Source organism: Bacillus sp. 5mfcol3.1 (genome assembly GCF_900114335.1).
Lineage (GTDB): Bacteria > Bacillota > Bacilli > Bacillales > Bacillaceae_G > Bacillus_A > Bacillus_A thuringiensis_S.
Map to the genome: position 1 here is coordinate 378,175 of NZ_FOST01000001.1, position 25,981 is coordinate 404,155.

Below are 25,981 nucleotides of genomic sequence, written 5' to 3' on the forward strand. Positions count from 1 at the left end.
AAATCCCCATTAAACTCCCTCTATGGAAATTATAAATTGTTCGATAAAAACTTTCAATATTTTCAGAAAACATTGTTGAATTGTGATATATTCGTATGCTAACTATGAAATTTTTACAAATATATTAAAAACATTACATAATATGACTAAATATTGAAAAAATATTGAATTTTTAATAAAATTCAATTTGTAATACATATTATTTATTAGGGGAGGAAATATGGGATGAACAAGAAACCGTTCAAAGTTTTGTCATCAATCGCTTTAACAGCTGTATTAGGCCTTTCATTCGGAGCTGGCACTCAATCTGCATATGCTGAAACACCTGTGAATAAGACAGCTACGAGCCCAGTCGATGATCATTTAATTCCAGAAGAACGTTTAGCAGATGCACTGAAAAAACGTGGGGTAATTGATTCTTCAGCTTCAGAGAAAGAAACAAAGAAAGCTGTTGAAAAGTATGTAGAGAACAAAAAGGGTGAAAATCCTGGGAAAGAAGCAACAAATGGGGATCAACTTACGAAAGAAGCATCTGACTTTTTAAAGAAAGTGAAAGATGCGAAAGCAGACACGAAAGAAAAACTAAATCAGCCAGCAACAGGGACACCTGCAGCGACAGGCCCAGTTAAGGGTGGTCTAAATGGTAAAGTACCAACTTCTCCAGCAAAGGGAAAAGAATATAACGGTGAAGTTCGTAAAGATAAAGTACTCGTTTTACTTGTAGAGTACGCTGACTTTAAACATAACAATATTGATAAAGAACCTGGTTATATGTATACTGACGATTTTAACAAAGAACATTATGAAAAAATGTTATTTGGTAATGAGCCATTCGCATTAGAGGATGGTAGCAAAATCGAAACGTTTAAACAATATTACGAAGAGCAATCTGGCGGTAGTTATACAGTAGACGGAACAGTTACAAAATGGTTAACAGTTCCTGGTAAAGCTGCTGATTACGGTGCAGATGCTGCTACAGGTCATGATAATAAAGGACCAAAAGGACCACGTGATCTAGTAAAAGATGCATTAAAGGCAGCTGTAGATAGCGGTCTTGATTTATCACAGTTTGATCAGTTCGATCAATACGATGTAAATGGTGATGGAAATCAAAATCAACCTGACGGTTTAATCGATCATTTAATGATTATTCATGCGGGTGTTGGACAAGAAGCTGGCGGTGGTAAATTAGGTGATGATGCAATTTGGTCACATCGCTGGACAGTTGGACCAAAACCATTCGCAATTGAAGGTACACAAGCGAAAGTTCCATATTGGGGCGGAAAGATGGCAGCATTCGACTACACAATTGAACCAGAAGATGGCGCAGTTGGTGTATTCGCGCATGAATATGGTCATGATTTAGGTCTTCCAGATGAGTATGATACAGACTATACGGGTCATGGTGAGCCAATTCAAGCTTGGTCTGTTATGAGTGGCGGCAGCTGGGCGGGTAAAATCGCTGGAACAACACCGACGAGTTTCTCACCACAAAATAAAGAGTTTTTCCAAAAAACAATCGGTGGTAACTGGGCAAATATCGTAGAAGTAGATTACGAGAAATTAAATAAAGGTATCGGTCTAGCAACATATTTAGATCAAAGTGTTACGAAATCTAACCGTCCAGGTATGATTCGTGTTAACTTACCAGATAAAGATGTAAAAACAATTGCACCAGCATTTGGTAAACAGTATTACTACAGTACAAAAGGTGACAATCTTCATACAACGTTAGAAACACCACTGTTCGATTTAACGAATGCAACGAATGCGAAATTTGATTTCAAATCGTTATATGAAATCGAAGCAGAGTATGATTTCCTTGAAGTACATGCTGTAACAGAAGATGGTCAAAAAACGTTAATTGAAAGACTTGGCGAGAAAGCAAATAATGGAAATGCAGATTCGACAAATGGAAAATGGATTGACAAATCATATGATTTAAGTCAATTCAAAGGTAAAAAAGTAAAATTAACGTTTGAGTACATTACGGATGGTGGTTTAGCATTAAATGGTTTCCTACTTGATAATGCTTCATTAACAGTGGATGGTAAAGTAGTATTCTCTGATGATGCAGAAGGTACACCACAATTAAAATTAGATGGTTTCGTTGTATCTAGCGGAACAGAGAAGAAAAAACATAATTACTACGTAGAGTGGAGAAACCATACTGGATCAGATAGCGCATTGAAATTTGCTCGCGGTCCAGAATATAACTCAGGTATGGTTGTATGGTATGCAGACTCAGCTTACGCAGATAACTGGGTTGGTTTACATCCAGGACATGGTTTCCTTGGTGTAGTTGATTCTCATCCAGAAGCAATTGTAGGGACTTTAAATGGTAAACCGACAATTGAAAGTAGTACACGATTCCAAATCGCTGATGCTGCATTCTCATTCGATAAAACGCCAGCTTGGAAAGTTGTATCTCCAACGCGTGGAACGTATACGTATGATGGCTTAGCGGGTGTACCGAAATTTGATGATTCGAAAACGTATATTAATCAACAGATTCCAGATGCAGGACGTATTTTACCGAAGCTTGGTCTGAAGTTTGAAGTAGTAGGACAAGCTGATGATAATTCTGCAGGTGCTGTTCGTTTATATCGTTAATACTGTGAAACTACCGAGAGATTTTCTTTCGGTAGTTTTTTTGTGAGCAATGAATTTTATATAGCTGAAAAAGTCATATATAATGTAACTTTAAGAATAGAAATTTGTTATATATGAAGTCTATATAAATAATGAAAGAATTGGATAAAAATAGTGGGAGAAGGTGAGTGAATGAGTATTACCTCTATTGTAAGTAGGCAAAAGGAATATTTTTTAAAAGGGCATACGAGAAGCATCGAAATGAGAAAGAATAATTTGAAGAAGCTTTATGAAGGCATTCAGCGTTTTGAAGAAGAAATATTTCAGGCATTGAAATTAGATTTAAATAAGTCAGTTCACGAGTCGTTTACAACGGAAGTTGGATATGTATTAAAAGAAATTTCCTTTCAATTGAAACATATGTCATCGTGGAGTAAACCGAAGCGAGTTCGAACAGCACTCACTCATTTTGGATCAAAAGGAAAAGTAGTGCCAGAGCCGTATGGTGTGACGCTTATTATTGCACCGTGGAACTATCCTTTTCAATTAGCAATTGCACCACTTGTAGGAGCACTTGCAGCTGGAAATACAATCGTTTTAAAGCCGTCAGAGTTAACGCCAAGCGTTTCAAAAGTGCTTAAGAGAATGTTAGGTGAATTATTCCCAGAAGAGCTTGTAGCGGTAGTAGAAGGTGGCGTTGAAGAGAGTACATCTTTGCTGAGGGAACCAATTGATTATATTTTCTTTACTGGTAGTGTTGGCGTTGGAAAAGTTGTAATGGAAGCAGCAGCGAAACAGTTGACGCCGCTTACGTTAGAACTTGGCGGGAAAAGTCCTTGTATTGTACATAAAGATGCAAAGATAGAGATGACAGCAAGAAGAATTGTTTGGGGTAAGTTTTTAAATGCAGGGCAGACATGTGTAGCGCCTGATTATATGTACGTGCATTCTTCCGTGAAAGAACAGCTAGTTGAGGCACTGCGACATGAAATCACAGAGCAGTATAGTAAAGAACCTTTGCAAAATGAAAATTACGTGCGTATTGTAAGTGAGCGTCATTTTGAACGATTATGTGGATTTTTACAAGATGGTCAAGTCGTAATTGGTGGAAACTATAAGAAAGATACATTACATATTGAACCGACAGTGCTAGCGGATGTTACATGGCAAGATGCTGTTATGGAAGATGAAATTTTTGGTCCGATTTTACCAATCATAGAGTACGACAATATAGAAGATGTAATTGGCACAATCCAGCAACATCCGAAGCCGTTAGCGTTATATGTATTTTCGGAAGATAAAGAAGTACAAAAGAAAGTGACGAGTAATATTTCATATGGTGGAGGCTGTATTAATGATGTTGTCTACCATCTTGCCACGCCATATTTACCTTTTGGGGGTGTTGGAAGTAGTGGATTAGGGGGTTATCATGGGAAAGAAAGTTTTCGGACTTTTTCACATTATAAAAGCATTTTAGCCCAATCTACAGCATTCGACATGAAAATTCGTTACTCTTCTACAAAAAGTGCTTTAAAATTCATACGAAAGTTGTTAAAATGATGATGGTGTTTATCAGTAGGCGTAGCCGTATGATAATAGCCCCTTCGCGATGGAAGGGGTTTTTCTGTTCGACGTTATGTATCATGCGAAAATGAATCAAACATACTACATAAAGAATAGAAACGAACGCTTGCTAAATAACCATTTTTGTTTGGATCGAAACAAAAAATAGTCTATAGAACATAAATATTTATTCATGAATATAAAAATTTAAAATTTAAGGTAGATAGGACGGGAAAATGAAAAAGATTATTAAAGTTGAAGCAGTTGAAAAACATTTTGGAAATCAAGTGATTATCCCACCTCTTTCTTTAGATATTAAAGAGGGAGAGTTTTTAACAATTTTAGGGCCGAGTGGCTGCGGGAAAACGACTTTACTTCGTATGATCGCAGGATTTGAAACTCCAACTAAAGGGAATCTTTTATTAGATGATGAAAGAATTAACGATTTGCCGCCATATAAGCGTCATATGAACCTAGTGTTCCAACATTACGCACTATTCCCGCATATGACAGTAGAGAAGAATATTTGTTTTGGTATGAAAATGCAGAAAGTATCAGCAGCAGAGCAGAAAGAGCGTGCTGAAGAGGCAATGCGTTTAACGCAGTTACTTGAGTTCCGTAATCGTAAACCTGCTAAGCTTTCTGGTGGACAACAGCAGCGTGTTGCAATTGCAAGAGCGATTGTAAATAATCCGCGTGTATTACTATTAGATGAGCCACTTGGAGCGCTTGACTTTAAGTTACGAAAAGACTTGCAACGTGAATTGAAAAACTTACAACGTAATTTAGGAATTACGTTTATATACGTAACGCACGATCAAGAAGAAGCAATGAGCATGAGCGATCGTATCGTCGTTATGAATAAAGGCCATATCGAACAAATTGGAACGCCGAAAGAAATTTATAATAAGCCGAAAACATTGTTCGTTGCGACATTCATCGGTGAAAATAATATTGTGAAAAATGGGGAAGGCTATGTAGCAATTCGTCCTGAAAATGTGAAAGTACGTTCGGTTGAAGAACCAATTTTAAAAGAATACCATCTTGGACATATTGAAGATATTGAGTTTGTCGGAAATATGGAGAAGCTTTATGTACGTGATGAGAAAACATCAGAATTACTAATGGCATATCAAACTGCTGAAGAGGCAGCGCAGTGGAGCATTGGAGATAATGTATATGTAGGCTGGGAGCAAGAGGACGAGGTGACCTTAAATTGAAAAAAGGGAAATTACTCGCACTACCTACAGTCGCGTGGCTGTTAATTTTCTTCCTAATCCCGCTCGTATTCGTATTAGGATTCGCCTTCATGCAGCGCGGAGCTTACGGGACAGTAGAAATGCAATTTACGCTGGAGAATATATCCCGTGTGTTTGATCCATTGTACTTAGGAACGTTATGGGAAACTGTTAAGATTGCAGTTATTACTACAGTAATATGTTTATTAATTGGTTATCCATTTGCGTATACAATTACAATTGTTGACCGCAAATATCGTTCTATTCTTTTATTATTGGCAACGATCCCGTTTTGGATTAACTTTCTTGTTCGTTCATACGCATGGATTGTTATTTTACGTTCACAAGGTCTTGTGAATACGTTGTTATTAAAACTCGGCATTATTAGTGAACCGTTAAATTTATTATATAATACGCCTTCTGTAATACTCGGAATGGTCTATTCTTTATTACCATTTATGATTTTACCAGTGTATGCAGCAATTGAGCAGCTGGATAAGCGTAAGCTAGAAGCGGCTTATGATTTAGGAGCAACACCAATAAAGGCATTTTGGAATATAACAGTGCCGATGACAATGTCAGGAATTGCGACTGGTTCTATTTTAGTATTCGTTTCTTCTATCGGAATGTTTGTTGTATCAGACGTGATGGGCGGATCGAAAGTAGCATTAATCGGAAACGTTATTCAAAACCAATTCTTAGGTGCACGTGACTGGCCGTTTGGATCTGCGTTATCGATTATCGTTGTTCTATTCTCTGTTCTGTTAATTTACTTATATTATCGTGCAACGAAAGTATATAAATATAATGAGAACGGAGGGGAATAGGCAAAGATGAAGAAGTTTTTAGTTTCTTATTCTTGGTTAATTTTGTTATTCTTGTATTTTCCAATGATGGTTTTAATGGTCTATTCTTTCAACGACTCTCGCATTAATGCGGAGTGGGAAGGTTTTACATTCCATTGGTATACAGATTTATTTCAAAAACAAGATGTTATTGATGCATTTGTAAATAGTATTACGATTGCAGTTATAACAACGATTGTGACAACGGTACTTGGTGTATTCTTTGCGATTGCTTTACATCGTTATAAATATCGTTTCGAAGGGGCTATTAATGGCCTTGTATATTTACCAATTTTAATTCCTGATATTTTAATGGGATTATCTTTACTAATTCTTTTCAGTCAGCTAGGAATGGAACTTGGACAAACAACGATTATTATTGCACATATTACATTTAGTATTTCGTTTGTTGTTGTTATTTTAGCTGCGCGTCTTTCAAGTATGGGACGTGACTTAGAAGAAGCTGCAAATGATTTAGGAGCAACGCCTTGGCAAACGTTTCGTTTTGTAACGTTCCCAGCAATTGCACCGGGAGTTATTTCAGCAGCATTATTAACATTCACATTATCAATTGATGATTTTGTAATTAGTTTCTTCGTATCAGGACCAGGATCAACAACATTGCCATTATACATTTACAGTATGGTTAAGCGCGGAGTATCACCAGAAATTAATGCTCTTTCTACAATTTTAATTGTTGCTATCGTAGGATTAATGGTTCTATCTGAAATCTTCCGTAACAAAGGTGCAGATGGTGAAGAAAACTCTGGAGGACACCTTCCTTTATAATACGAACGATATAGAAAGTACGAGGGGGTAATAAACCGATGAAATTAATGAAAAGAATAGCTGGCGCAGCAATTAGCTTTAGTCTTGTTGCTGGTGTGCTTGCTGGTTGTGGTGAAAAGAAAGAAGAATTAAATATTTATAGCTGGGCTGACAATTTTGATGAGCAAGTGCTAAGAGATTTTGAAAAGAAGTATAATGTGAAAATTAACTATGATAAGTACGCAAGTAACGAAGAAATGCTTGCGAAATTACAAGCTGGTGGCGCAAAGTATGATTTAATTCAACCATCTGATTACATGGTTAAAACAATGGCAAAAATGGATTTATTAGCGCCGTTAGATAAAAAGAATATCCCAAATATCGAAAACATGGTTTCTAATTTCAAAACACCTGCGTTTGATCCAGAGAATAAATATTCTTTAGTGTACACTTGGGGTGTAACAGGGATTGCATACAATAAAAAGTATGTGAAAGAAGCACCTACAAGCTGGGCTGACTTATGGAATGAGAAATATAAAGGACATGTAACGTTATTAAACGATTCTCGTGAAGTATTAGGAGTGGGTCTTAAGAAGCACGGGTTCTCAAACAGTACGAAAGAAGATGCAGAGTTAAAGACAGCAGCAGATGATTTAAAGAAGCTGCTTCCAAACTTATTAGCATTTGATACAGATAACATTAAACAAAAATTCATTACAGAAGATGCTTGGATCGGAACAGTTTGGTCTGGAGATGCAGCATTTATCGCAAAAGATAATAAAGATGTAGAATACGTTGTACCAAAAGAAGGCGGCACAATTTGGGCTGATACGTTAGCAATTCCAAAAGGTGCAAAACATAAAGAGCTTGCTGAGAAGTTTATGAACTACTTACTTGATGAAAAAGTAAGTGTGAAAAACTACGAGTCAATTGGTTACAGTAATCCAAATGAAAAAGCTCATCCTCTTCATAGTAAAGAATACCGTGATAATCACATGATTTTCTTAACGAAAGAAGAGTTAGATCGTACAGAATGGCTTGTTGATGTAGACGATAAGTTAAAAGACTATGATCGTTACTGGACAGAGCTAAAAACAAAAGGTAAATAAGTAAGAAAATGCGGTTTCTAAAGTAGAAATCGCATTTTTTCATAGTAGGAGGAAATCGTTTGAAGAAGAAGTTACATCAGTATGAGGTAATATGTATCGGTTTATTATTTGCTGTATTTAGTATTGTTGCTTGGCGCGTACATGCAGGTGGCGTTACAGTAATGGATACATATGTCCGCGGATTAGTAAAAGGGCTACAAACGGAAAGTTCCCTTACATTTTTCTCGTACTTTACAAAATTGGGGTCAGCAATTGGGATAGCTGCTACGCTCGTTATAAGTTTGCTTGTTTTTTGGAAGAAGCGTTATTATGCTGCGATGATTGTGTATCCAATGGGAATTTTAATAACACATCTTGTGAATAAAGGGATAAAAGAGATTGTAAAGAGAGAACGTCCGTCATTAAATGAAGCGTTAGATGCACTTGGATATAGTTTTCCTAGTGGACATGCAATGCTATCGATTATGACATTTGGATTTCTTGCTTATATCATTGCTGCTAATTTGAAAAGCATAGCTGGGAAATGTGTCATAACGATTTTGATGGGTATAGTAATCCTATCGATTGGATTAAGTAGAGTCATTTTAAATGTACATTACCCAACTGATATTTTAGCTGGTTACTGCGTAGGTGGTATTTTGTTAGTTATCGCTATTTACTATCATCGTTTACTTACTGAGAGATTGAGCCTTAATAAAGAGAGATAGAAAAAACGCCTGGAAAAACTATCATTATAGTGTTCCTAGGCGTTTTTTGTTTGTATAAAGATATGATACAGTATAAGTGACAATTGAATTATTTAAAGTAGGTGAAAATGTGTGAAGACAAATGTTCATAAAGTTGATAAGTGGGGGAAGTTAGGAGCTTTTTTGTATCAATTTCGTTATACAGTAATTGTAGCGTTACTGTTGCTTGCAATCGCACTTGGGATTTTTGCTCCAAAGCTACCGGGAGTATTAGGTGGTGACGGTTTCCAAACGGAAGGAGACTATCAAAAAACAAAAGAAATTTTAGATAAAGATTTTAAGAAGTCTCAAGATACGCTTCTGCTCGTTTTTGAGAAAAATCAAGATGCTTCGCATGAGGAATTTAAAAAGCGAATAGATGAAATTGTAAAGAATGTTCAAGAGAAAGAGAACTATGAATCTTTCCATCACCCAATCCAAAATAAAGAAATGCTACAAGATGACATCGGTTATGCGACAATTTTATTTTCCGGGAAAACAAATAAAGAAAGAATGGAAAAGACATTACAATTTGCTAATGAGATTGAGAAAGAAAGTAATGTAGTATTAAAAGTAACACCTACAGGATTTCCGAAAATTAATCAAGAGATTAATGAAAGAACGCAAAATGATTTAAAAGTAGCAGAAATGATTGGATTACCAATTGCGTTTCTTGTATTACTATTTTCGTTTGGTAGCCTTTTGGCATCAATTTTACCGATTTTGAATGGAGCGCTTAGTGTTATTAGCACGATGGGTATATTGTATTTCATCGGTGTGGATAAAGAACTATCTATTTTCGTGTTAAACGTTGCACCGATGATTGGACTTGCACTATCTATTGATTTTGCGCTATTATTTGTGAACCGTTTTCGAGAGGAAGTTGCTAAACGAACGGTAAAAGAAGCGATAGCAATTACATATCAGACGGCAGGACGTGCAATTGTATTTTCAGGATTATGCGTATTTGTTGGGTTATCCGGTTTGTTTTTCTTTAAGATAGATTATATTCAATCTGTCGCAATTAGCGGAATGATTGTTGTGATTATGAGCATTTTATTCTCACTCACACTTCTTCCAGCGTTATTATCGTTAATCGGTAAAAAAATATTAAAAAAGAATCAAGTAGCACATACGCCGGCAAAAGCATGGCGTAAATTTGCACAATTTGTGATGAAACATCCAATTGCAATGATTGTTGTTGTTACAACATTTATTGTTATTTGCTTATTACCGTTACGTACAGCTAATTTGCAGTTCCCTAGTGTTGAAGCTTTACCTGAAAAGAGTGATACAAGGATTGCATATGAAAAGTATGAAGAAGCATTTAATAAAACTGTCAAAACACACGCTGATGTTACGTTAGTTGTAGAGACGAAAAAAGATATGAAAGAAAAAGAAAGTCTACAAAAGATAGAAGAAGTCGTTCAAAAGTTAAAAGATGATAAAAAAGTACATGAAGTAAGAAGTTTATACGACGGGTTAACTGGAATGAAAGCAGATCAAGTTGCTGGAATATTGCAGTCGCCAGAAGCAGCAAAACTAACTCCTGTATTTGAAGCATACACAAAAGGGAATAAGACGACGATAGAAGTTTTTTTGAAAACAAAACCACGTACAGAGACTGCAAAACAGTGGGTGCGTGACTTTAAAAAGAACTATAAAGAAACGAATGTTACGTATTATCTAGGCGGAATGACGACGTTTCAACAAGAATTAGAAGATGAAATTAAAGATAAAGTTGTAATTGGTATGTCTGTTATATTTGGATCGACCTTTGTTATATTATTATTTGCATTCCGATCTATACTCATTCCAATTAAGGCAATTATTATGAATATACTTAGTTTGAGTGCAACCATTGGAATTGTTGTTTGGTTATTTGAAGGTGGTCATTTCGGTTTAGAAGCGAGTCCGGTTCTGTTTGTCTTACCAATCTTCATTTTTGGCCTCGTATTTGGGCTTAGTATGGATTATGAAGTATTTCTTATTTCACGTATTCACGAGCTCTATGAAGAAACAGGAGATAACGATCAAGCAACGTTAGAAGGGCTCGTTTCAACAAGTAGAATCATTACATCAGCTGCATTAATTATGATTGTTGTAACGGGTGCATTCGCATTTACTGATATTTTACCAGTAAAGCAGATGGGGCTTGGCGTGGCATTAGCAATATTTCTTGATGCAACAATTATTCGTCTTATGCTCGTTCCAAGCTTAATGAAGTTATTTGGAGACTGGAATTGGTGGTTACCATTTCGAAAAAAACGAGAAAAATCATCGTAAAAAAATGCTCATCATATTGATGAGCATTTTTTTATGAATAGCAAGACCTACATTTTGCAAATAGTATGTGATAAGAACATTACATACAAGTAGGTGAAGGCAATGTTTCGTTATTTTAAGTTTAAGTTAAATGATACAGTACAGTTTGCAGAAAACGATGGGCATATGTATCGCATTGTCGGTTATCGGTTAGAAAAGGGATTTTATCCAAAAGATGAATGGACTCATATCATTTATGAACTACTTAGAGAATTTGACGGGTATACGATGGATGCAGAGGAGGAAGAACTTGTAAAGGTCGTTCAAGTAGAGGATGAGTATTACAAAATACAAGAAGTATCAGGTTATCGTTATCCAGTAAAAATGAAACAAAAACAACAAGTGATGAAAATAGAAAGGATGGACGATTTATTAGATGCTTACAATGACTATAAAAGGTTGGCGGATTTCTTTAAAGATTTATCGTATGAACAAAAAGCTGAAGAAGTATTGTTAGAAATGAAAAGACTTAGAGCTTGAGGGGCAGTCTATTATAAGACTGTCCTCTATTTTTGACGGTGCACCAAAGTGTGTTTTCCGTTACAATGAGAGAATCAATAGAAATAAGGTGATAAACAGTATGGAAACAAAGAAAAAGGGCGAATGGTGTGAAATTACCGTTCCAGCTAAATGGAATGGTATAAGTATTGAATCGGTATTAAAAGTAGAATGGGAAATACCGAAAAAGCTATTACATCAGCTTCGTATGGAAAAAGGTGTTACGGTTAACGGAGAACAAAGAAGATGGAATGAGCTTTTAAAAGAGAACGATAAGTTACAAGTTCATATGTTTGCGGAGGAAGAGTACGGTGTGGATCCAGAATATGGTGAATTGCATGTAGTATACGAAGATGATCACGTACTCATCGTAAATAAACCAGAGAAAATGGACACACATCCTGCTGAAAAAGGTGGAACCGGGACGCTTGCAAATCTTGTTGCTTTTCATTTTCAAATGCAAGGTTTAGAGGCGAAGGTGCGTCATATTCATCGTTTAGATAAAGATACGACAGGTGGTGTCGTATTTGCTAAGCATAGAATTGCTGGTGCAATTATGGATCGTTTATTAATGGAACGAAAAATTAAAAGGACGTACGCAGCGCTCGTTGAAGGGAAAGTAAAGAAGAAACAAGGAACGATTGATGCTGCTATTGGAAGGGATCGCCATCATGCTACAAGGCGTCGTATTTCTCCAAAAGGTGACCAAGCTATCACATATTATAAAGTAGAAAAGTATTTTAAGAAGCAAAACACGACTTTCGTAACGTTACAATTAGAAACGGGTAGAACGCATCAAATTCGTGTTCATATGAGCCATAATGGTAATCCACTAGTTGGGGATGTATTATATGGTGGACAAACAAAATATATGTCCAGTCAAGCATTGCATGCGATGAAGATAAATTTCTTGCATCCAATTACGAAAGAAGCGATTGAAGTTGATGTGCCGTTTCCTACAAAGTTAGATAATAAAATAAGAGAATTTCAAAAAGAAAATGCGTAAAGTATAAGTTTTAATTTGAAAAAAGTAGATTTTTGCAGGGATTTCTCTAAAAGGAGCGAAGCCGTTAAGAGAAAAGAGAGGTGAGAATCACTTGATCAAATATAAGTATGTACTTGGAATATTTTTCGCTTGTCTTTTAGTTACTCTATGTCTCTATCCCTATTTACCAACTCGTATGGCAGTACATTGGAATGTAAATGGTGAGCCAAACGAGTTTATGAGTAAACAAGTTGTTGTAGCATTTATTCCTTGTTTTATTATTTTTTCATATGGATTTTTGTATATTATTTCACATAATATATTTAAGTTTAATGAAAGAGAGCATGGTATTATAGACGGATTTATAAAGAAAATTACGTTATTTATGTTGTTTATTCATATGCTTATCCTCTTTATTAATTTTGAGGATTTGATATCCTTTCAAACAGGATTAACGATTGGGATTAGTATGTTTCTTTTTATGCTAAGTAAAGAATTTAAGAAAATAAAAGGCAAAGAAAAAGACCCAATTAAATTACAAAAAATTCGTTTAGTAAGTAGACGGATTTTTCAAGTGATGGCATGTGGCATATTGTTTTCATTGTTTTTGAACTTAGAGTGGGGATTTTATGTATTGCTTAGTGTAATAAGCTGTGGATCTATGCTATTTATGTTATATATTTTCTATTCATACATAATAGAAAGTTATGAAACTTAAAAAAGAGTCTTCTCATTATGAGAAGACTCTTTTAATCTATTTACTTTGTAATAAATTGTTGTGTCCAGTAGTTGCCGCTTTCTACATAACCAACACCGATGTGAGTGAAGCCGTTATTTAAGATGTTTGCACGGTGTCCAGCGCTGTTCATCCAAGCTTGTACCACTTCTTCAGGTGTACGTTGGCCTTGAGCGATGTTTTCACCTGCAGATGTATAAGAAATACCAAATTTCTTCATCATGTCAAACGGAGACCCGTATGTAGGGCTGTTATGATCAAAGTAGTTGTTTTTTTGCATGTCTTCAGACTTAATACGTGCTACTTTGCTTAATTCAGTATCGATTTTTAGTGCTGGTAAACCTTGTTTTGCACGCTCAGCGTTTGTTAATTCAACAACACGTTGTTCGAACTCGCTTAAAGATTTTGCTTCTTCAGCAGGCTTTTGCTCAGCAGGTTTTTGTTCAGCAGGTTTTTGCGTATTGTTGTTTTCAGCAGGCTTTTGAGCTTCTGGTTTTTGAACTTCTTCAGCAGGCTTTTGCTCGGCAGGTTTTTGCTCAGCAGGCTTTTGAGTTTCTGGCTTAGCTGTTGGTTGCTCAGTTACAACATTTTCAGTAGGTTGTTGACCAGGAATGAAGCAGTTTGGTTGGAAGTTTCCTTGTTGCCATTGTGCTAATGATTCAACTCCCATAGATTGTAAGAATGCTTGTAGTTCTTGTTGGCTCATTTGCTTCATCATCATTTTTGAATGCTGAATATTTTGAACCTTTATGTTAGATGGTTGTACTGTTGCAGCTTGTGCATCTAGAGAAGATACTCCTAAAGTAAGAGCTGTTGCAGCAGCTACAGATAATAAAACACGCTTTTTCATGATGTGTGTCCCCCTATATAAAGTTTTAATTTGTTTTCACACGATTTGTTTTTGACAGCCTGTCTGACTGACAAATTCATCGTAGCATACAATTTGCGAGAAAAAAGATGGAAAAAAATTCATAGACTTTAAAATTACCTAATTTATCCTAAGAGAAGAAGGGAGCAAAAATAAGAGAAATATAGAGTATAAAAGGAATTTATAGTGTTTTTATACTTGGTTTTAAGAGGGGGTTTTTGGATAAAGTTACCTAAATAGAAAATGAAGAATCCTATTGTATCAATGGTTTGAGCGATTTTTTGAGGAATATAATGGATTGATTTTTACAAAACTGTAATGTTTCTGTTGTTCTTTTTTATAATAAAGTAACATATTTTTAATGTTGTAGCAGACAAAAAAGCGGCTATCTCTTTACATAGACGAAGGAGATAGCCGTTTTCCTATTATTACGTATGTTACGAGTTATTACGAGTTAGTTTCAATTGCTTCTAATAATAAATCCACAATGTGAATTCCTCTCATTTTATGAGAAAGCCCTTCTCGCTCAATGCCCAATTTCATTTGTAATAAACAACCTGGATTTGCAGTAACAATGGTTGCTGCGTCTGTTTCATGCACACGGTCCATTTTGTAATCTAGAAATTCCATTGATAACTCTGAATGAACAATATTGTAAATACCAGCAGAGCCACAGCAGCGGTCGGCATCTTTCATTTCTCGATATGTTGCACCTTGGATAGCCTCTAGTAACATACGAGGTTCAGAAGATGTGCGCATAACATTGCGTAAATGACAAGAGTCTTGATACGTAATAACTTGCGGTGTGAGTCGTAAGTCAGTTCGCTTATGGAAGTCTAGTTCTACTAGTATAGCAGTAATATCTTTAATTTTAGAAACAAACTGCTTAGCACGTTCAGCCCAATCCGGATCATCCTTTAAAAGATAATCATAGTCTACGAGATAAGCCCCGCAACCACCTGCATTCGTAATAATATAGTCGATGTTTAAATCTTCGAATGCTTTTATATTTCGCTTTGCTAATTCTTTTGCGCCACTCTTTTCACCAGCATGTCCATGCAATGCACCGCAGCAACTTTGTGTTTTCGGAATAACGATATCACAACCAGCTAATTGAAGAAGTTTCATCGTTGCGTTATTTGTTTCTAAAAACATCGTATCCATTAAGCAGCCTGTGAAGAATGCAACTTGTTTTTTCTTTGTACTTTCTGCAGGTAAAAATGAAGGACGATCTTTCATGGCTTTCATTTTAGGGACTTTTGGTAAAACGAGATCCATCGTTGCAAGTGTTTCAGGGAATAACTTCATAATACCTGTTTTATGTGTTAGCGTTTGTAAACCAGAACGTTGATAAAATCCGATTAGTCCGGTTAATGTTCGCATTCGATTTTGATGGGGGAATAATCCTTCAAAAACGACTTTTCGAACAGCTTTCACTGGCATTGAGAATTTTTTATTTTGATTAATAATATCTCGAGCCTCTTCTAATAAATGTCCATAATTTACACCAGATGGACAAACAGGCTCACAAGCACGGCAACCAAGACAAACGTTTAATGTATTTTCAACATCTTCATCTGGTTCGATTAAACCATCAACGACTGCTTTCATTAATGCGATACGTCCGCGCGGTGAATGTGACTCTTTATATCCGGATTGAATGTAGGTAGGACAAGTAGGTAAACAAAAACCGCATCGCATACAGTTAAGTAGCTCATCTTCACTTAATCGTTCTTTAAATTCTTTTTGAATATTTTCTTTATTTAATGTGGTCATCGCTCAACCACCACTCTTTTTCGAGTGTCTTTCGCGAACATTTTTCCAGGGTTCATAATGTTGTTTGGATCGAAAGCTTGCTTTATTCCTTGCATAGCTGCAATACCTTCTTTACCTAATTTCATTTCTAAATATGGAGCTTTCATTGCACCAACACCATGTTCACCAGTAATTGTGCCACCAAGTTCAATTGCTTTCGCAAATATTTCAGCAAAAGCTTGTTCAGCTCGGTGCATTTCTTCTGCATTACGAGCATCTGTCATACAAGTTGGATGTAAGTTACCATCACCAGCGTGTCCAAACGTACAAATAGGAATATTATATTTTTTTGCAATGGCATTAATAGCTTCAACCATTGGAGCGATTTGTGAACGTGGTACAGTCGCATCTTCTAATATTGTAGTAGGTTTTAATCGTGCGAGCGCTGATAGAGCACTACGGCGAGCAGTACGAAGCGCATCTGCTTCTGTTTCATCTTTTGCAATGCGAACATCAACTGCATTCATAGAGCGGCAAACGTTAGCCATGTTTTCAATATCTCGATTGACTACTTCGGGCGGGCCGTCTTGTTCGATTAATAAAATTGCTTTTACGTCAGTTGGTAAACCGATTTGCGCAAACTCTTCTACTACTTCAATTGTCGGTTGGTCTAAGAACTCCAGTGTTGCTGGAATGATTTTATTTGCAATAATAGAAGAAACAGCACGTGCAGCTTCATTAATATCTTCATATAGTGCAAGCATTGTTTTCTTTGTTTCAGGCATAGGAACAAGTTTTAATATAGCTTCTGTTACCACGCCAAGTGTTCCTTCAGAACCGATAAATAACCGAGTTAAATCGTAACCAGCTACATCTTTTGCTAATTTACCACCAGTGCGAATAATATCGCCATTTGGTAAGACAAGTTCAAGCCCCATTACATAATCACGTGTTACGCCGTATTTCAAACCGCGTAATCCACCTGAGTTTTCATTAATATTACCGCCGATTGTAGAAATTTTCATCGAGCTTGGATCTGGTGGATAAAATAAACCTTTTTCTTCTACCGCTTTAATAATATCAAGTGTAATGACACCAGCTTGTACAGTAATTGTTAAGTTTTCTTCATCAATTTCTAAAATATTGTTCATATAGCGGAAAATAAGGACGATACCGCCTTCAAGTGGACATGTTCCTGCGCAAAGATTTGTTCCAGACCCGCGCACATACACAGGAATTTTGTGAGTGTTACATACTTTTAACACTTCAGCTACTTCATTTGTATTACGAGGAGCAATGACTGCATCAGGCATTGCTTGGAAGTTTGGAGTGGCATCATAACTATAAGTTAAACGCCCCATATTGGATGTATCTACATTATCTTCGCCAACAATAGATACGAATGAATGAATAATTTGCTTTTCTAACATTGGAAATCCCCCTCAAACTGTTAACGTGTTTAGTTATAATAAACAACGTGGTAACAGTGCTTTCATTATAATGATAAAAAAGTCGAGGGATTCTTTCTATGTATAATCATCTAAAGATTAATCTGTTTTATCGTTCTTTTTTGTATGATCATCTAATAGGAGGAGTGCGAAGTATAAAACGTTTAAGTCTTTGAATTGTTTTGGATCAAGTCCTGTATGTTCTTCAATCTTTTTTAGCCTGTAATGTAATGTGTTAATGTGTATATGTAATTGTTTAGCCGTCTGTTTATAAGATTGGTTATAATCGATAAATAAGCGCAAAGTATGCATAAGCTCAGGAAATGATAATAAGTTTTCGATGGTACGCTCTAGAAATTGTTCACGCGTTTCGGCAGAAATATCTTGTAAACACATTTCTAAACGTAAATCTTCATTAAATACAATTTTTTTCGTTTCCAATGATACAGAAAGAGCGCGTAATGCTTGTTCGTAACATATGTTCATATTGTTTGAGGTAACTGTTTGTCCAATCCCGATATATAAAGGAATAGAAAATAAAGTTTCGCAGTCTTGTTTTAAACGTTTTAAAAATTGATAAGTTTGCTCTTTGGAGCTCGTTGCTGTAAATAAAATAAAACGATCATTTCCCCAACGAACAAATAGATGCTCTTTTGTTAAAATATTACGTATGTGTTGCCATATTTTACGCTGGAGCATCGTGTCATTTTTGTCAATAGAAAACAAAATAAGTTGTTTTTTCTTATATAAATCAATGCCAAGTGTTTTGGCGCGATCAAGAAAACTCGGGGACCACTCTGTATTTTGAAGCCAATCAAAGACGAAAGCTTCATAAGAACGGTGCTCAAGTTCTAGTTGCTCTAAAAAGTAGTTTTCATGAATTAATAATTCGGTCATCTTACGCAATATTTCGCCGTAGCGTGAAATATTTTCAGGTTCTCCTGTAATTCCAATGACACCAATTACTTCATCATGAAATAATAAAGGAAGATTCATCCCAGCCTTTACACCTTGCAATCGCCTTTCATCTTCTTTTGTAATGATGACGGTTTTCTTTTGTTTGGCGCAGCGGAGTGCACCTTCATGAAATTGACCAATTCTTTCTGTATCTGTACTTGCGATAATAACGCCTTCTATATTAATGATAATAATATTTTCTGTAATTAGTCTGCGTACTTCTCGTACAATTTTACTCGCTAAATCAGGAAATAGCATAATTGACACACCTCAAATTCTATTTGTTGTACATTATATATGTAAATTGAGTAAGAAAGGAAAATTTCACACTTTCCACACATTTATTTGTTATTTTACAATTATAACGAAATCATCCGAAGATGGAGGGAATCTTTTGAGGAAGTATGTTTTTCTTCTCTGTTTTTTATTTCTATTAGTAGGGTGTCAAGGAAGTTCGTATACACCAATTGCTAAAGATAAAAATGTTATTATAACAACGAATATAAAAGAAGGCAGTATTAGTTTTATTGATAAAAAAGATAAAAAGTTAATCACGACATGGGAACTAAATGAGCCAATGGCCGGAATCACACTGCTTCCAAATGGTGAGGAAATACTTGTATACGGTAAGCAATTAGAATATATGTATGTATATTCACTAACGGAAGGAAGGCAAGTGGAAAAATATAAAACTGGAAAAGGCATTGTAAATGTGGTCGTATCAGCAGATAAAAAACAATTATTTGCTGCTGATCAAAATGCTCAAAAGGTAAGGTTCTTTACGATAAATGGGAAAGAGACAGGAAATGTTTCAACAGGAAAAGGGCCTATAACGATGGTAGAGTATCAGAATCGGTTATCTGTACTAAACTTTTATGATACGAAACTAACGACAATTGATACGAAGAAAAAAGAAGTTATTCAATCCTTTATGATTCCGCCAGCATCAACAGGAGCGACGATTAGTCCTGATGGGAAAGAAATATGGATTGGCGGACATGGTGATGGAAATCAAGTAAATGAGAAAGTATTAGTGTATTCTTTACAGAGTGGAGAAATGGTGCGTTCTTTACACGCTCCATTTATGCCTGTGAATATAACGAAGGATAGTAAGTACGTATATGCACTCAGTCATGGATCGAATACACTTAGAAAGTTTGATATTAGCACATATAAAGAAATAGCTTCTGTAGAAGTAGGGTCGAATCCATTTGCATTTTTGGAGAGCGGAGCAGAAGGATATGTAGCCAGTTATGATAGTGATGAAGTGTGTGTTATGGATATGAAGAATTTGAAAATAAAACAAACAATTAAAGTCGGAAAAGGACCGTTTCAACTCATAGAGAGGGAAGGGAAGGACAATGAATAAATATAGAGTACTAGTTGTAGATGATGAAAGTGATATGAGGCAGCTTGTTGGAATGTATTTGGATAACTTTGGATATGAGTGGGGAGAAGCTGAGAATGGAAAAGAGGCTCTTAAAAAACTAGAAACGGATCATTATGATTTCGTTGTATTAGATATTATGATGCCAGAAATGGATGGACTTTCAGTTTGTAAAGAAATTAGAAAAACGTCAGATGTACCGATTATATTTTTAACCGCAAAAGGTGAAGAGTGGAATAGGGTGAACGGTTTACGTATGGGAGCAGATGATTATATTGTAAAACCGTTTAGTCCTGGTGAATTGGTTGCCCGTATGGAAGCTGTGTTAAGAAGATATACAAAACAAGAACAGCAAGAAGAGATTCAATTTGGACCAATTCTTATCAATGAAAAAAGTAGAAGAATCGAGGCGGATGGTGAGTCGATTTCTCTTACTGTAAAAGAGTTTGATTTACTATATTTTCTTTGCCAGCATACAGGACAAGTATTTAGCCGGGAGCAATTACTTGAAAAGGTATGGGGATATGATTATGCCGGAAGTACAAGAACAGTAGATACGCACGTGAAAACGATGCGCTTGAAGCTTGGAGAAAGTGGAAACTACATTCAAACTGTTTGGGGTGTAGGCTATAAATTCGAGGTGTAACGTATGTTTACAATGGTACAAAAACTTTGGCTTACAGTAGTATGTGCAGTATGTGTAACAGTGTCCTTTCTTTATTTCGTATCTTTATACTCGTATGAAAAACTATACGTTGATAATTTAAAAGGTTCATTAGTAATGGAAGGAAAAAATCTTGCTGCTCAATATGATAAGCACGAAGGAATATCAACTTTTGAAGAGAAAGTAAGATCGTTTGATCAAATATCTAGTTCAGACGTTATTTTCGTGTCTAATCCGCGTGATTTAAGTGCATGTTTACCTTTTGATGTGCATCATCATTCCCTTATAAGTGAAGGAGATAGGCAAACGCTATTAGATGGGAAAACTGTGACAAAAATAGGATATGAAGAACATTTTGACCGTAATATTATGGGGGTTGTCATCCCTGTATTGGAAAATAAAAAATTAGTCGGAATTGTCTATTCGTATATTCCTTTAAAAAGTATAAAAGATTTAATCTATGATATGGGTCTTATTTTAGCACCGTTAGCAATTGCTATGATTTTAATTACTATATGGGTTGGAAGAAAAATTATAATTGCAATTACGAAGCCACTTTCGCAAATGGAACGGGTTGCAAATCATTTGGCTACGGGAGATTTCTCGGAGCGGATTACAGTTTCTTCAGAGGATGAGATTGGACGACTAGGAAAAGCATTTAATAAAATGGCCAATTCATTAGAAACAGAAGATGTAAAGCGTAAGGAATTTTTAGCAAATGTTTCGCATGAACTTAGAACACCACTTAGTTATATAAAAGGGTATAGCGAGGCTATTTTAGATGGCGTTGCCAAGGGACCGCAGCAGGAAAAAGTAACGCAGCTAATTCATAAAGAAGCAGGTCGTATGCAGCGTCTCGTTCATGACTTGTTAGACTTAGCACAATTAGAAGGTGAGCACTTTCCGTTAAAGAAGCAACCTATCGTTTTTTCACAGCTGATTGAAGACGTATTAGATACGTATGAGATTAAGTTTATAGAAAAGGAACTTCATATTTCAACCAATTTAAATCCAGAGATCATTGTCATGATTGATGAGGATCGTATGCAACAAGTGCTTCATAATGTGTTAGATAATGCGATACGGTATACAAATCAAAACGGAAATATCGTTATAACTTTAGAGCAAATCGATGATTACTGTGAATTGAAAATAAAAGATACAGGAATTGGCATTGATATAGAGCATTTGGAGAATCTTGGGGAACGCTTTTACCGAGTTGATAAAGCGAGAAGTCGTCAACACGGTGGAACAGGTTTAGGCCTTGCTATTGTGAAACAAATTGTTCATATACATGGTGGACAGTGGAAAATTGAAAGTGAAAAAGATAAGGGAACAACGGTTATTATTAAACTGAATGTACAGGATGAGGGGGGCATGTTCTAATTTTTAGGACATGTTCTTTATATTGAAGAAAATATTTATCCCGCTATTTGCCGGACAGTAAGACCCTCACCTCAAAATTCAACGGAAGCAAAGAAGTTAGGTGGAGGCCCTGCTGTCCGTAAAAGCCCGATTGGTGAGGGCTAATAATCAGTGGGGGATGAACAAAACCCCTACTGATTAAAGTTTCACTTTATACGTAAAAATATAAATTAATATGTAATAAATATCGAAAATTTGACTATTTTATGAACAAAACATTTGTACTTCTTATCAATTCGGTCTAAAATAGTTATGATGCAAAGTTCTTATAAATCGTTTCAATTGTTGTTTGGAAGATACTGAGGTGATTTAACTGGAGTACAAATCTATTAAACCGAAAAAAATTTACGAAGAAGTATCTGAAGCTATTTTAACAATGATTAAAAATGGTACGTTAAAACCTGGTGACAAACTACTCCCTGTGCATCAATTAGCTGAGCAGTTTCAAGTTGGTAGATCTGCTGTTCGTGAAGCGCTAAGTGCGCTAAGAGCGATGGGCTTAATTGAGATGAAACAAGGAGAAGGTACATATGTGAAGAACTTCGATTCTTCTTCATTAACGAAATCATTAAACAATAGATTATTAATGAAGAAAGAAGATATTTTGAATTTATTAGAAGTACGAAAGGTGCTTGAAGTGGGGGCAGTTCGAGTAGCGGCGGCAAAACGTACGGAAGATAATTTACAAAATATGAAACATTGGTTAGATGAAATGGCAAAGAGCATTGGAGATGAAAAGGCTGGCGAAAAAGCCGATTTTCAATTCCATATGGGAATTGCAGAGTCTTCGCATAATAACATTTTGCTTGAACTCATGAATCATGTTTCAGAGATGATTGCTGAAACGATTGGTGAATCAAGACGCATTATTTTATATGGTGAACAAACGACATCAGAACGACTTATAGAAGAGCATCAAGTTATATATGATGCGGTGTTAAAACAAGATGTAGAATTAGCGCAGCAAGCAATGCTAGATCATTTAACAAATGTAGAACATATTGTCACAGGTAAAAACGATATAAATTCGTAATTTAATCTTTTAAAAATTTAATTTTCTGATAAAATAGAGAAAGATTAAGTAAGCGTTTTCTTTAGGAGAGGGAGAGGATAGGCCATGGTTGAGCCTATTTCTTCTCTACTAGGTCATCTGATGACCATATGTTTGTTGGTGAAGTTGTAAAAAGGGGGAGTAATAGTTATGAAAGTTACTTTATTTGTTACTTGTTTAGTCGATATGTTCGAAACAAATGTCGGCAAAGCAACAGTTGAAGTGTTGGAGCGTTTAGGTTGTGAAATTGAATTTCCAGAAGCACAAGTTTGTTGTGGCCAGCCTGCTTATAATAGTGGCCATGTAGAAGCAGCAAAAGAAGCGATGAAACATATGATTGAAACTTTCGAAGATGCAGAATATATCGTTACGCCATCTGGTTCGTGTGCGACAATGTTTCATGAGTATCCGCATGTTTTCAAAGATGATCCAAAGTGGGCTAAACGTGCACAAAAAGTTGCTGATAAAACCTATGAATTTACACAGTTTATTGTAGATGTTTTAAAAGTTACAGATGTTGGTGCAAGTTTACCAGGGATAGCTACTATTCATAAATCATGTCATATGACACGTATGCTCGGAATAAAAGAAGCACCAGGAATTTTATTATCAAATGTAAAAGGATTAACTGTGAGAGATTTACCAAACGTGCAAAATTGTTGCGGGTTTGGGGGAACGTTTTCAGTTAAGATGACTCCAATTTCTGAGCAAATGGTAGACGAAAAAGTAGATAGTGTAATGGAAACAGGTGCAGATTATTTAATCGGTGCAGATTGTGGGTGTTTGTTAAACATTGGCGGACGTATTGAGCGTTTAGGAAAAGAAGTAAAAGTAATGCATATTGCTGAGGTACTGAATAGTCGCTCATGAAGGGGGAACATAAGCTATGTCTATGAAAATCAGTGAGAAAAAATTTAATGATCGCGTTGGTGATGGAATTCAAGATTCGTTTATGCGCGGAGCAGTTTCTTCTGCACAAACGCGTTTATATACGAATCGCTTAAAAGCCGCAGATGAATTAGGAAACTGGGAAGAGTGGCGAGAACTAGGTGAACAAATTCGTCAACATACGTTAGAAAATCTTGATTATTATTTAATGCAGTTAAGTGAAAATGTATCAAAAAGAGGCGGACACGTGTACTTTGCGAAGACGAAAGAGGAAGCAGCAAAGTATATTCAAGACGTTGCCAAAAAGAAACAAGCGAAAAAAGTAGTAAAATCAAAGTCGATGGTAACAGAAGAAATCAGTATGAATCATGCGCTTGAAGAGATTGGCTGTGAAGTGTTAGAGAGTGACTTAGGAGAGTATATCTTGCAAGTAGATAACGATCCACCTTCACATATTATTGCACCTGCACTTCATAAAAATAGAACGCAAATTCGCGATGTATTTAAAGAAAAGCTAGGCTATGAAAATTCTGATGACCCGTATGAAATGACAAAGTTTGTTCGTAAACAACTTCGTGAGAAATTTATGGATGCAGAAATTGGTGTAACTGGTTGTAATTTTGCTGTTGCAAATACTGGCTCTCTTTGTCTAGTAACGAATGAAGGTAATGCAGATCTTGTTATGTCAATTCCGAAAACACAAATTGCGGTAATGGGTATGGAACGTATGGTTCCGACAATGGAAGAATTAGATGTTTTAGTTGGTTTACTATGTCGTAGTGCAGTAGGTCAAAAATTAACAAGTTATGTAACGGTAGCAGGACCAATTCAAGAAGAGGAAGTTGATGGACCTGAAGAATTCCATTTAGTTGTTGTTGATAATGGTCGCTCTCAAATTCTGGGATCTGAATTCCGTTCAGTATTACAATGTATTCGTTGCGCTGCTTGTGTTAATGTATGTCCTGTATATCGTCACGTTGGTGGACATTCATATGGATCGATTTACTCAGGACCAATCGGTGCGGTATTAACACCGCTTCTAGGTGGATATGATGATTACAAAGAGCTTCCTTATGCATCTAGTTTATGCGGAGCATGTACAGAAGCTTGTCCAGTAAAAATTCCATTGCATGATTTATTATTAAAACATCGTCAAGTTATTGTTGAGCAAGAAGGTCGTGCACCACTTGCAGAAAAACTAGCGATGAAAATGTTTAGTATGGGTGCTTCTTCAGCTGCTTTATATAAAATGGGGTCAAAAATGGCACCAGCGGCAATGAGTCCATTTACATCTGGTAATCGTGTATCAAAAGGTGTTGGACCACTTAAAAACTGGACGGATATTCGGGAATTCCCAGCTCCAAGTAAAGAGCGATTCCGTGATTGGTATAAAGATCATAAGAAAGGCGGGGATAAATAATGACAGGATTAATTCAAAACCGTGATGCCTTTCTAGATAACATTGCAAAAGAACTTGGGCGCGCGCGTAAAACAGAAGGTGTAGAGCGACCAGTATGGAAAAGTAATGTGAATATAGAAACGTTAAAAGATTGTTCACAAGAAGAATTACTAGAAGTGTTTAAAAAGCAATGTACAAACATTCATACAACTGTAGTAGAAACGACAAATGACCGATTAGGTGAAGACCTTCAAAAAGTAATCATGGAAAACGGCGGTGGACCTATTTTATTATCAGCAGATGAGCGTTTTGATGCATATGGTTTAACATCTTTATTTAAAGAAGAACTTCCAAAGCGAGACGTTGAAGTAAACGTATGGGATCCAGAGAGAAAAGACGAAAATATGCGTTTAGCTGAAAAAGCGAATATTGGTATTGCATTTAGTGATTATACATTAGCTGAATCTGGTACAATTGTTGTACAAAGTCATAAAGGGCAAGGACGTTCTTTACACTTTTTACCGACTGTATATTTTGCTATTATTCCACGTGAAACACTTGTGCCTCGTATTACACAAGCAGTTCAGGATATGAACTTACGCGTAGAAAATGGGGAGACAGCGGCATCTTGTATTAACTTTATTACAGGGCCAAGTAACTCGGCTGACATTGAGATGAATCTTGTTGTCGGAGTACATGGACCATTAAAAGCAGTATATTTCATCGTATAAAAGAGGGGAAAGCAGGCCAGAAAA

The 25,981-nt window shown here is 36.0% G+C and carries 22 protein-coding genes; 18 read left to right on the top strand and 4 right to left on the bottom strand.

What is annotated here, in order from left to right; translation table 11 throughout:
- Positions 1–225 precede the first annotated feature (225 nt).
- The 11 genes from inhA1 (at position 226) to BM089_RS02035 (ending at position 13,366) form a co-directional block, all read left to right on the top strand.
- Positions 226–2,613, top strand: a complete 2,388-nt coding sequence (gene inhA1, locus BM089_RS01985; protein ID WP_061660516.1) for a M6 family metalloprotease immune inhibitor InhA1 — start codon at positions 226–228, stop codon at positions 2,611–2,613.
- A gap of 171 nt (positions 2,614–2,784) precedes the next feature.
- Positions 2,785–4,152 carry an aldehyde dehydrogenase gene (locus BM089_RS01990; protein WP_090975866.1) on the top strand — a complete coding sequence of 456 codons (1,368 nt, stop codon included), beginning with the start codon at positions 2,785–2,787 and terminating at the stop codon, positions 4,150–4,152.
- 239 nt (positions 4,153–4,391) lie between these two features.
- On the top strand, positions 4,392–5,375 hold the full coding sequence (gene potA, locus BM089_RS01995; RefSeq protein WP_000720333.1) for a spermidine/putrescine ABC transporter ATP-binding protein PotA: 984 nt from the start codon (positions 4,392–4,394) through the stop codon (positions 5,373–5,375).
- Complete coding sequence (gene potB / locus BM089_RS02000) at positions 5,372–6,220, top strand: spermidine/putrescine ABC transporter permease PotB (RefSeq protein ID WP_000715500.1); 849 nt, start codon at positions 5,372–5,374, stop codon at positions 6,218–6,220. The genes potA and potB overlap by 4 nt, the downstream gene beginning before the upstream one ends.
- A gap of 6 nt (positions 6,221–6,226) precedes the next feature.
- Positions 6,227–7,027, top strand: coding sequence for a spermidine/putrescine ABC transporter permease PotC (potC, locus tag BM089_RS02005; protein WP_000714190.1), 801 nt, complete (start codon positions 6,227–6,229; stop codon positions 7,025–7,027).
- A 38-nt stretch (positions 7,028–7,065) separates the two neighbouring features.
- Positions 7,066–8,115, top strand: coding sequence for a spermidine/putrescine ABC transporter substrate-binding protein PotD (gene potD, locus BM089_RS02010; RefSeq protein WP_000772490.1), 1,050 nt, complete (start codon positions 7,066–7,068; stop codon positions 8,113–8,115).
- A 59-nt stretch (positions 8,116–8,174) separates the two neighbouring features.
- The gene (locus tag BM089_RS02015; RefSeq protein WP_139213196.1) at positions 8,175–8,822 is read left to right on the top strand and encodes a phosphatase PAP2 family protein; all 648 of its coding nucleotides are present in this window, start codon (positions 8,175–8,177) and stop codon (positions 8,820–8,822) included.
- A gap of 111 nt (positions 8,823–8,933) precedes the next feature.
- Positions 8,934–11,126, top strand: a complete 2,193-nt coding sequence (locus tag BM089_RS02020; protein WP_090975869.1) for an MMPL family transporter — start codon at positions 8,934–8,936, stop codon at positions 11,124–11,126.
- 102 nt (positions 11,127–11,228) lie between these two features.
- Positions 11,229–11,645: a hypothetical protein gene (locus BM089_RS02025; protein WP_000490302.1), complete on the top strand. Its 417-nt coding sequence runs from the start codon at positions 11,229–11,231 to the stop codon at positions 11,643–11,645.
- 100 nt (positions 11,646–11,745) lie between these two features.
- Entirely contained in the window at positions 11,746–12,669 is a 924-nt protein-coding gene (locus BM089_RS02030) for an RluA family pseudouridine synthase (protein WP_000448347.1), read from the top strand.
- Between the two features lie 91 nt (positions 12,670–12,760).
- Positions 12,761–13,366 (top strand): DUF1648 domain-containing protein, encoded by a 606-nt coding sequence (locus BM089_RS02035; RefSeq protein ID WP_000599010.1) that lies wholly within the window; start codon positions 12,761–12,763, stop codon positions 13,364–13,366.
- 40 nt (positions 13,367–13,406) lie between these two features.
- Here BM089_RS02035 and BM089_RS02040 read toward each other — a convergent pair whose 3' ends face one another.
- The 4 genes from BM089_RS02040 to BM089_RS02055 all read right to left on the bottom strand — a co-directional run bounded on the left by BM089_RS02040 (position 13,407) and on the right by BM089_RS02055 (position 18,679).
- Complete coding sequence (locus BM089_RS02040; protein WP_053564947.1) at positions 13,407–14,234, bottom strand: CAP domain-containing protein; 828 nt, start codon at positions 14,232–14,234, stop codon at positions 13,407–13,409.
- 465 nt (positions 14,235–14,699) lie between these two features.
- Positions 14,700–16,028, bottom strand: a complete 1,329-nt coding sequence (locus tag BM089_RS02045) for a (Fe-S)-binding protein (RefSeq protein ID WP_043936070.1) — start codon at positions 16,026–16,028, stop codon at positions 14,700–14,702.
- A complete protein-coding gene (gene glcD, locus BM089_RS02050; RefSeq protein ID WP_090975871.1) occupies positions 16,025–17,437 on the bottom strand; it encodes a glycolate oxidase subunit GlcD in 1,413 nt (470 codons plus the stop codon). The genes BM089_RS02045 and glcD overlap by 4 nt, the downstream gene beginning before the upstream one ends.
- Before the next feature lie 117 nt (positions 17,438–17,554).
- Positions 17,555–18,679 carry a PucR family transcriptional regulator gene (locus BM089_RS02055; RefSeq protein WP_139213197.1) on the bottom strand — a complete coding sequence of 375 codons (1,125 nt, stop codon included), beginning with the start codon at positions 18,677–18,679 and terminating at the stop codon, positions 17,555–17,557.
- Between the two features lie 127 nt (positions 18,680–18,806).
- Between BM089_RS02055 and BM089_RS02060 the strand changes: the two genes are divergently transcribed.
- The 7 genes from BM089_RS02060 (at position 18,807) to BM089_RS02090 (ending at position 25,957) form a co-directional block, all read left to right on the top strand.
- Entirely contained in the window at positions 18,807–19,781 is a 975-nt protein-coding gene (locus BM089_RS02060) for a YncE family protein (RefSeq protein ID WP_090975876.1), read from the top strand.
- The gene (locus tag BM089_RS02065; RefSeq protein ID WP_001046397.1) at positions 19,774–20,445 is read left to right on the top strand and encodes a response regulator transcription factor; all 672 of its coding nucleotides are present in this window, start codon (positions 19,774–19,776) and stop codon (positions 20,443–20,445) included. The genes BM089_RS02060 and BM089_RS02065 overlap by 8 nt, the downstream gene beginning before the upstream one ends.
- 3 nt (positions 20,446–20,448) lie before the next feature.
- Positions 20,449–21,849 (top strand): sensor histidine kinase, encoded by a 1,401-nt coding sequence (locus BM089_RS02070; protein ID WP_053564942.1) that lies wholly within the window; start codon positions 20,449–20,451, stop codon positions 21,847–21,849.
- A gap of 382 nt (positions 21,850–22,231) precedes the next feature.
- Complete coding sequence (locus tag BM089_RS02075) at positions 22,232–22,921, top strand: FadR/GntR family transcriptional regulator (protein WP_254904515.1); 690 nt, start codon at positions 22,232–22,234, stop codon at positions 22,919–22,921.
- 168 nt (positions 22,922–23,089) lie between these two features.
- Positions 23,090–23,809, top strand: coding sequence for a (Fe-S)-binding protein (locus BM089_RS02080; protein ID WP_000869147.1), 720 nt, complete (start codon positions 23,090–23,092; stop codon positions 23,807–23,809).
- 16 nt (positions 23,810–23,825) lie between these two features.
- Positions 23,826–25,247, top strand: a complete 1,422-nt coding sequence (locus BM089_RS02085) for a LutB/LldF family L-lactate oxidation iron-sulfur protein (protein WP_000061930.1) — start codon at positions 23,826–23,828, stop codon at positions 25,245–25,247.
- A complete protein-coding gene (locus BM089_RS02090; RefSeq protein WP_000147182.1) occupies positions 25,247–25,957 on the top strand; it encodes a LutC/YkgG family protein in 711 nt (236 codons plus the stop codon). The genes BM089_RS02085 and BM089_RS02090 overlap by 1 nt, the downstream gene beginning before the upstream one ends.
- The last annotated feature ends 24 nt before the right edge of the window (positions 25,958–25,981 follow it).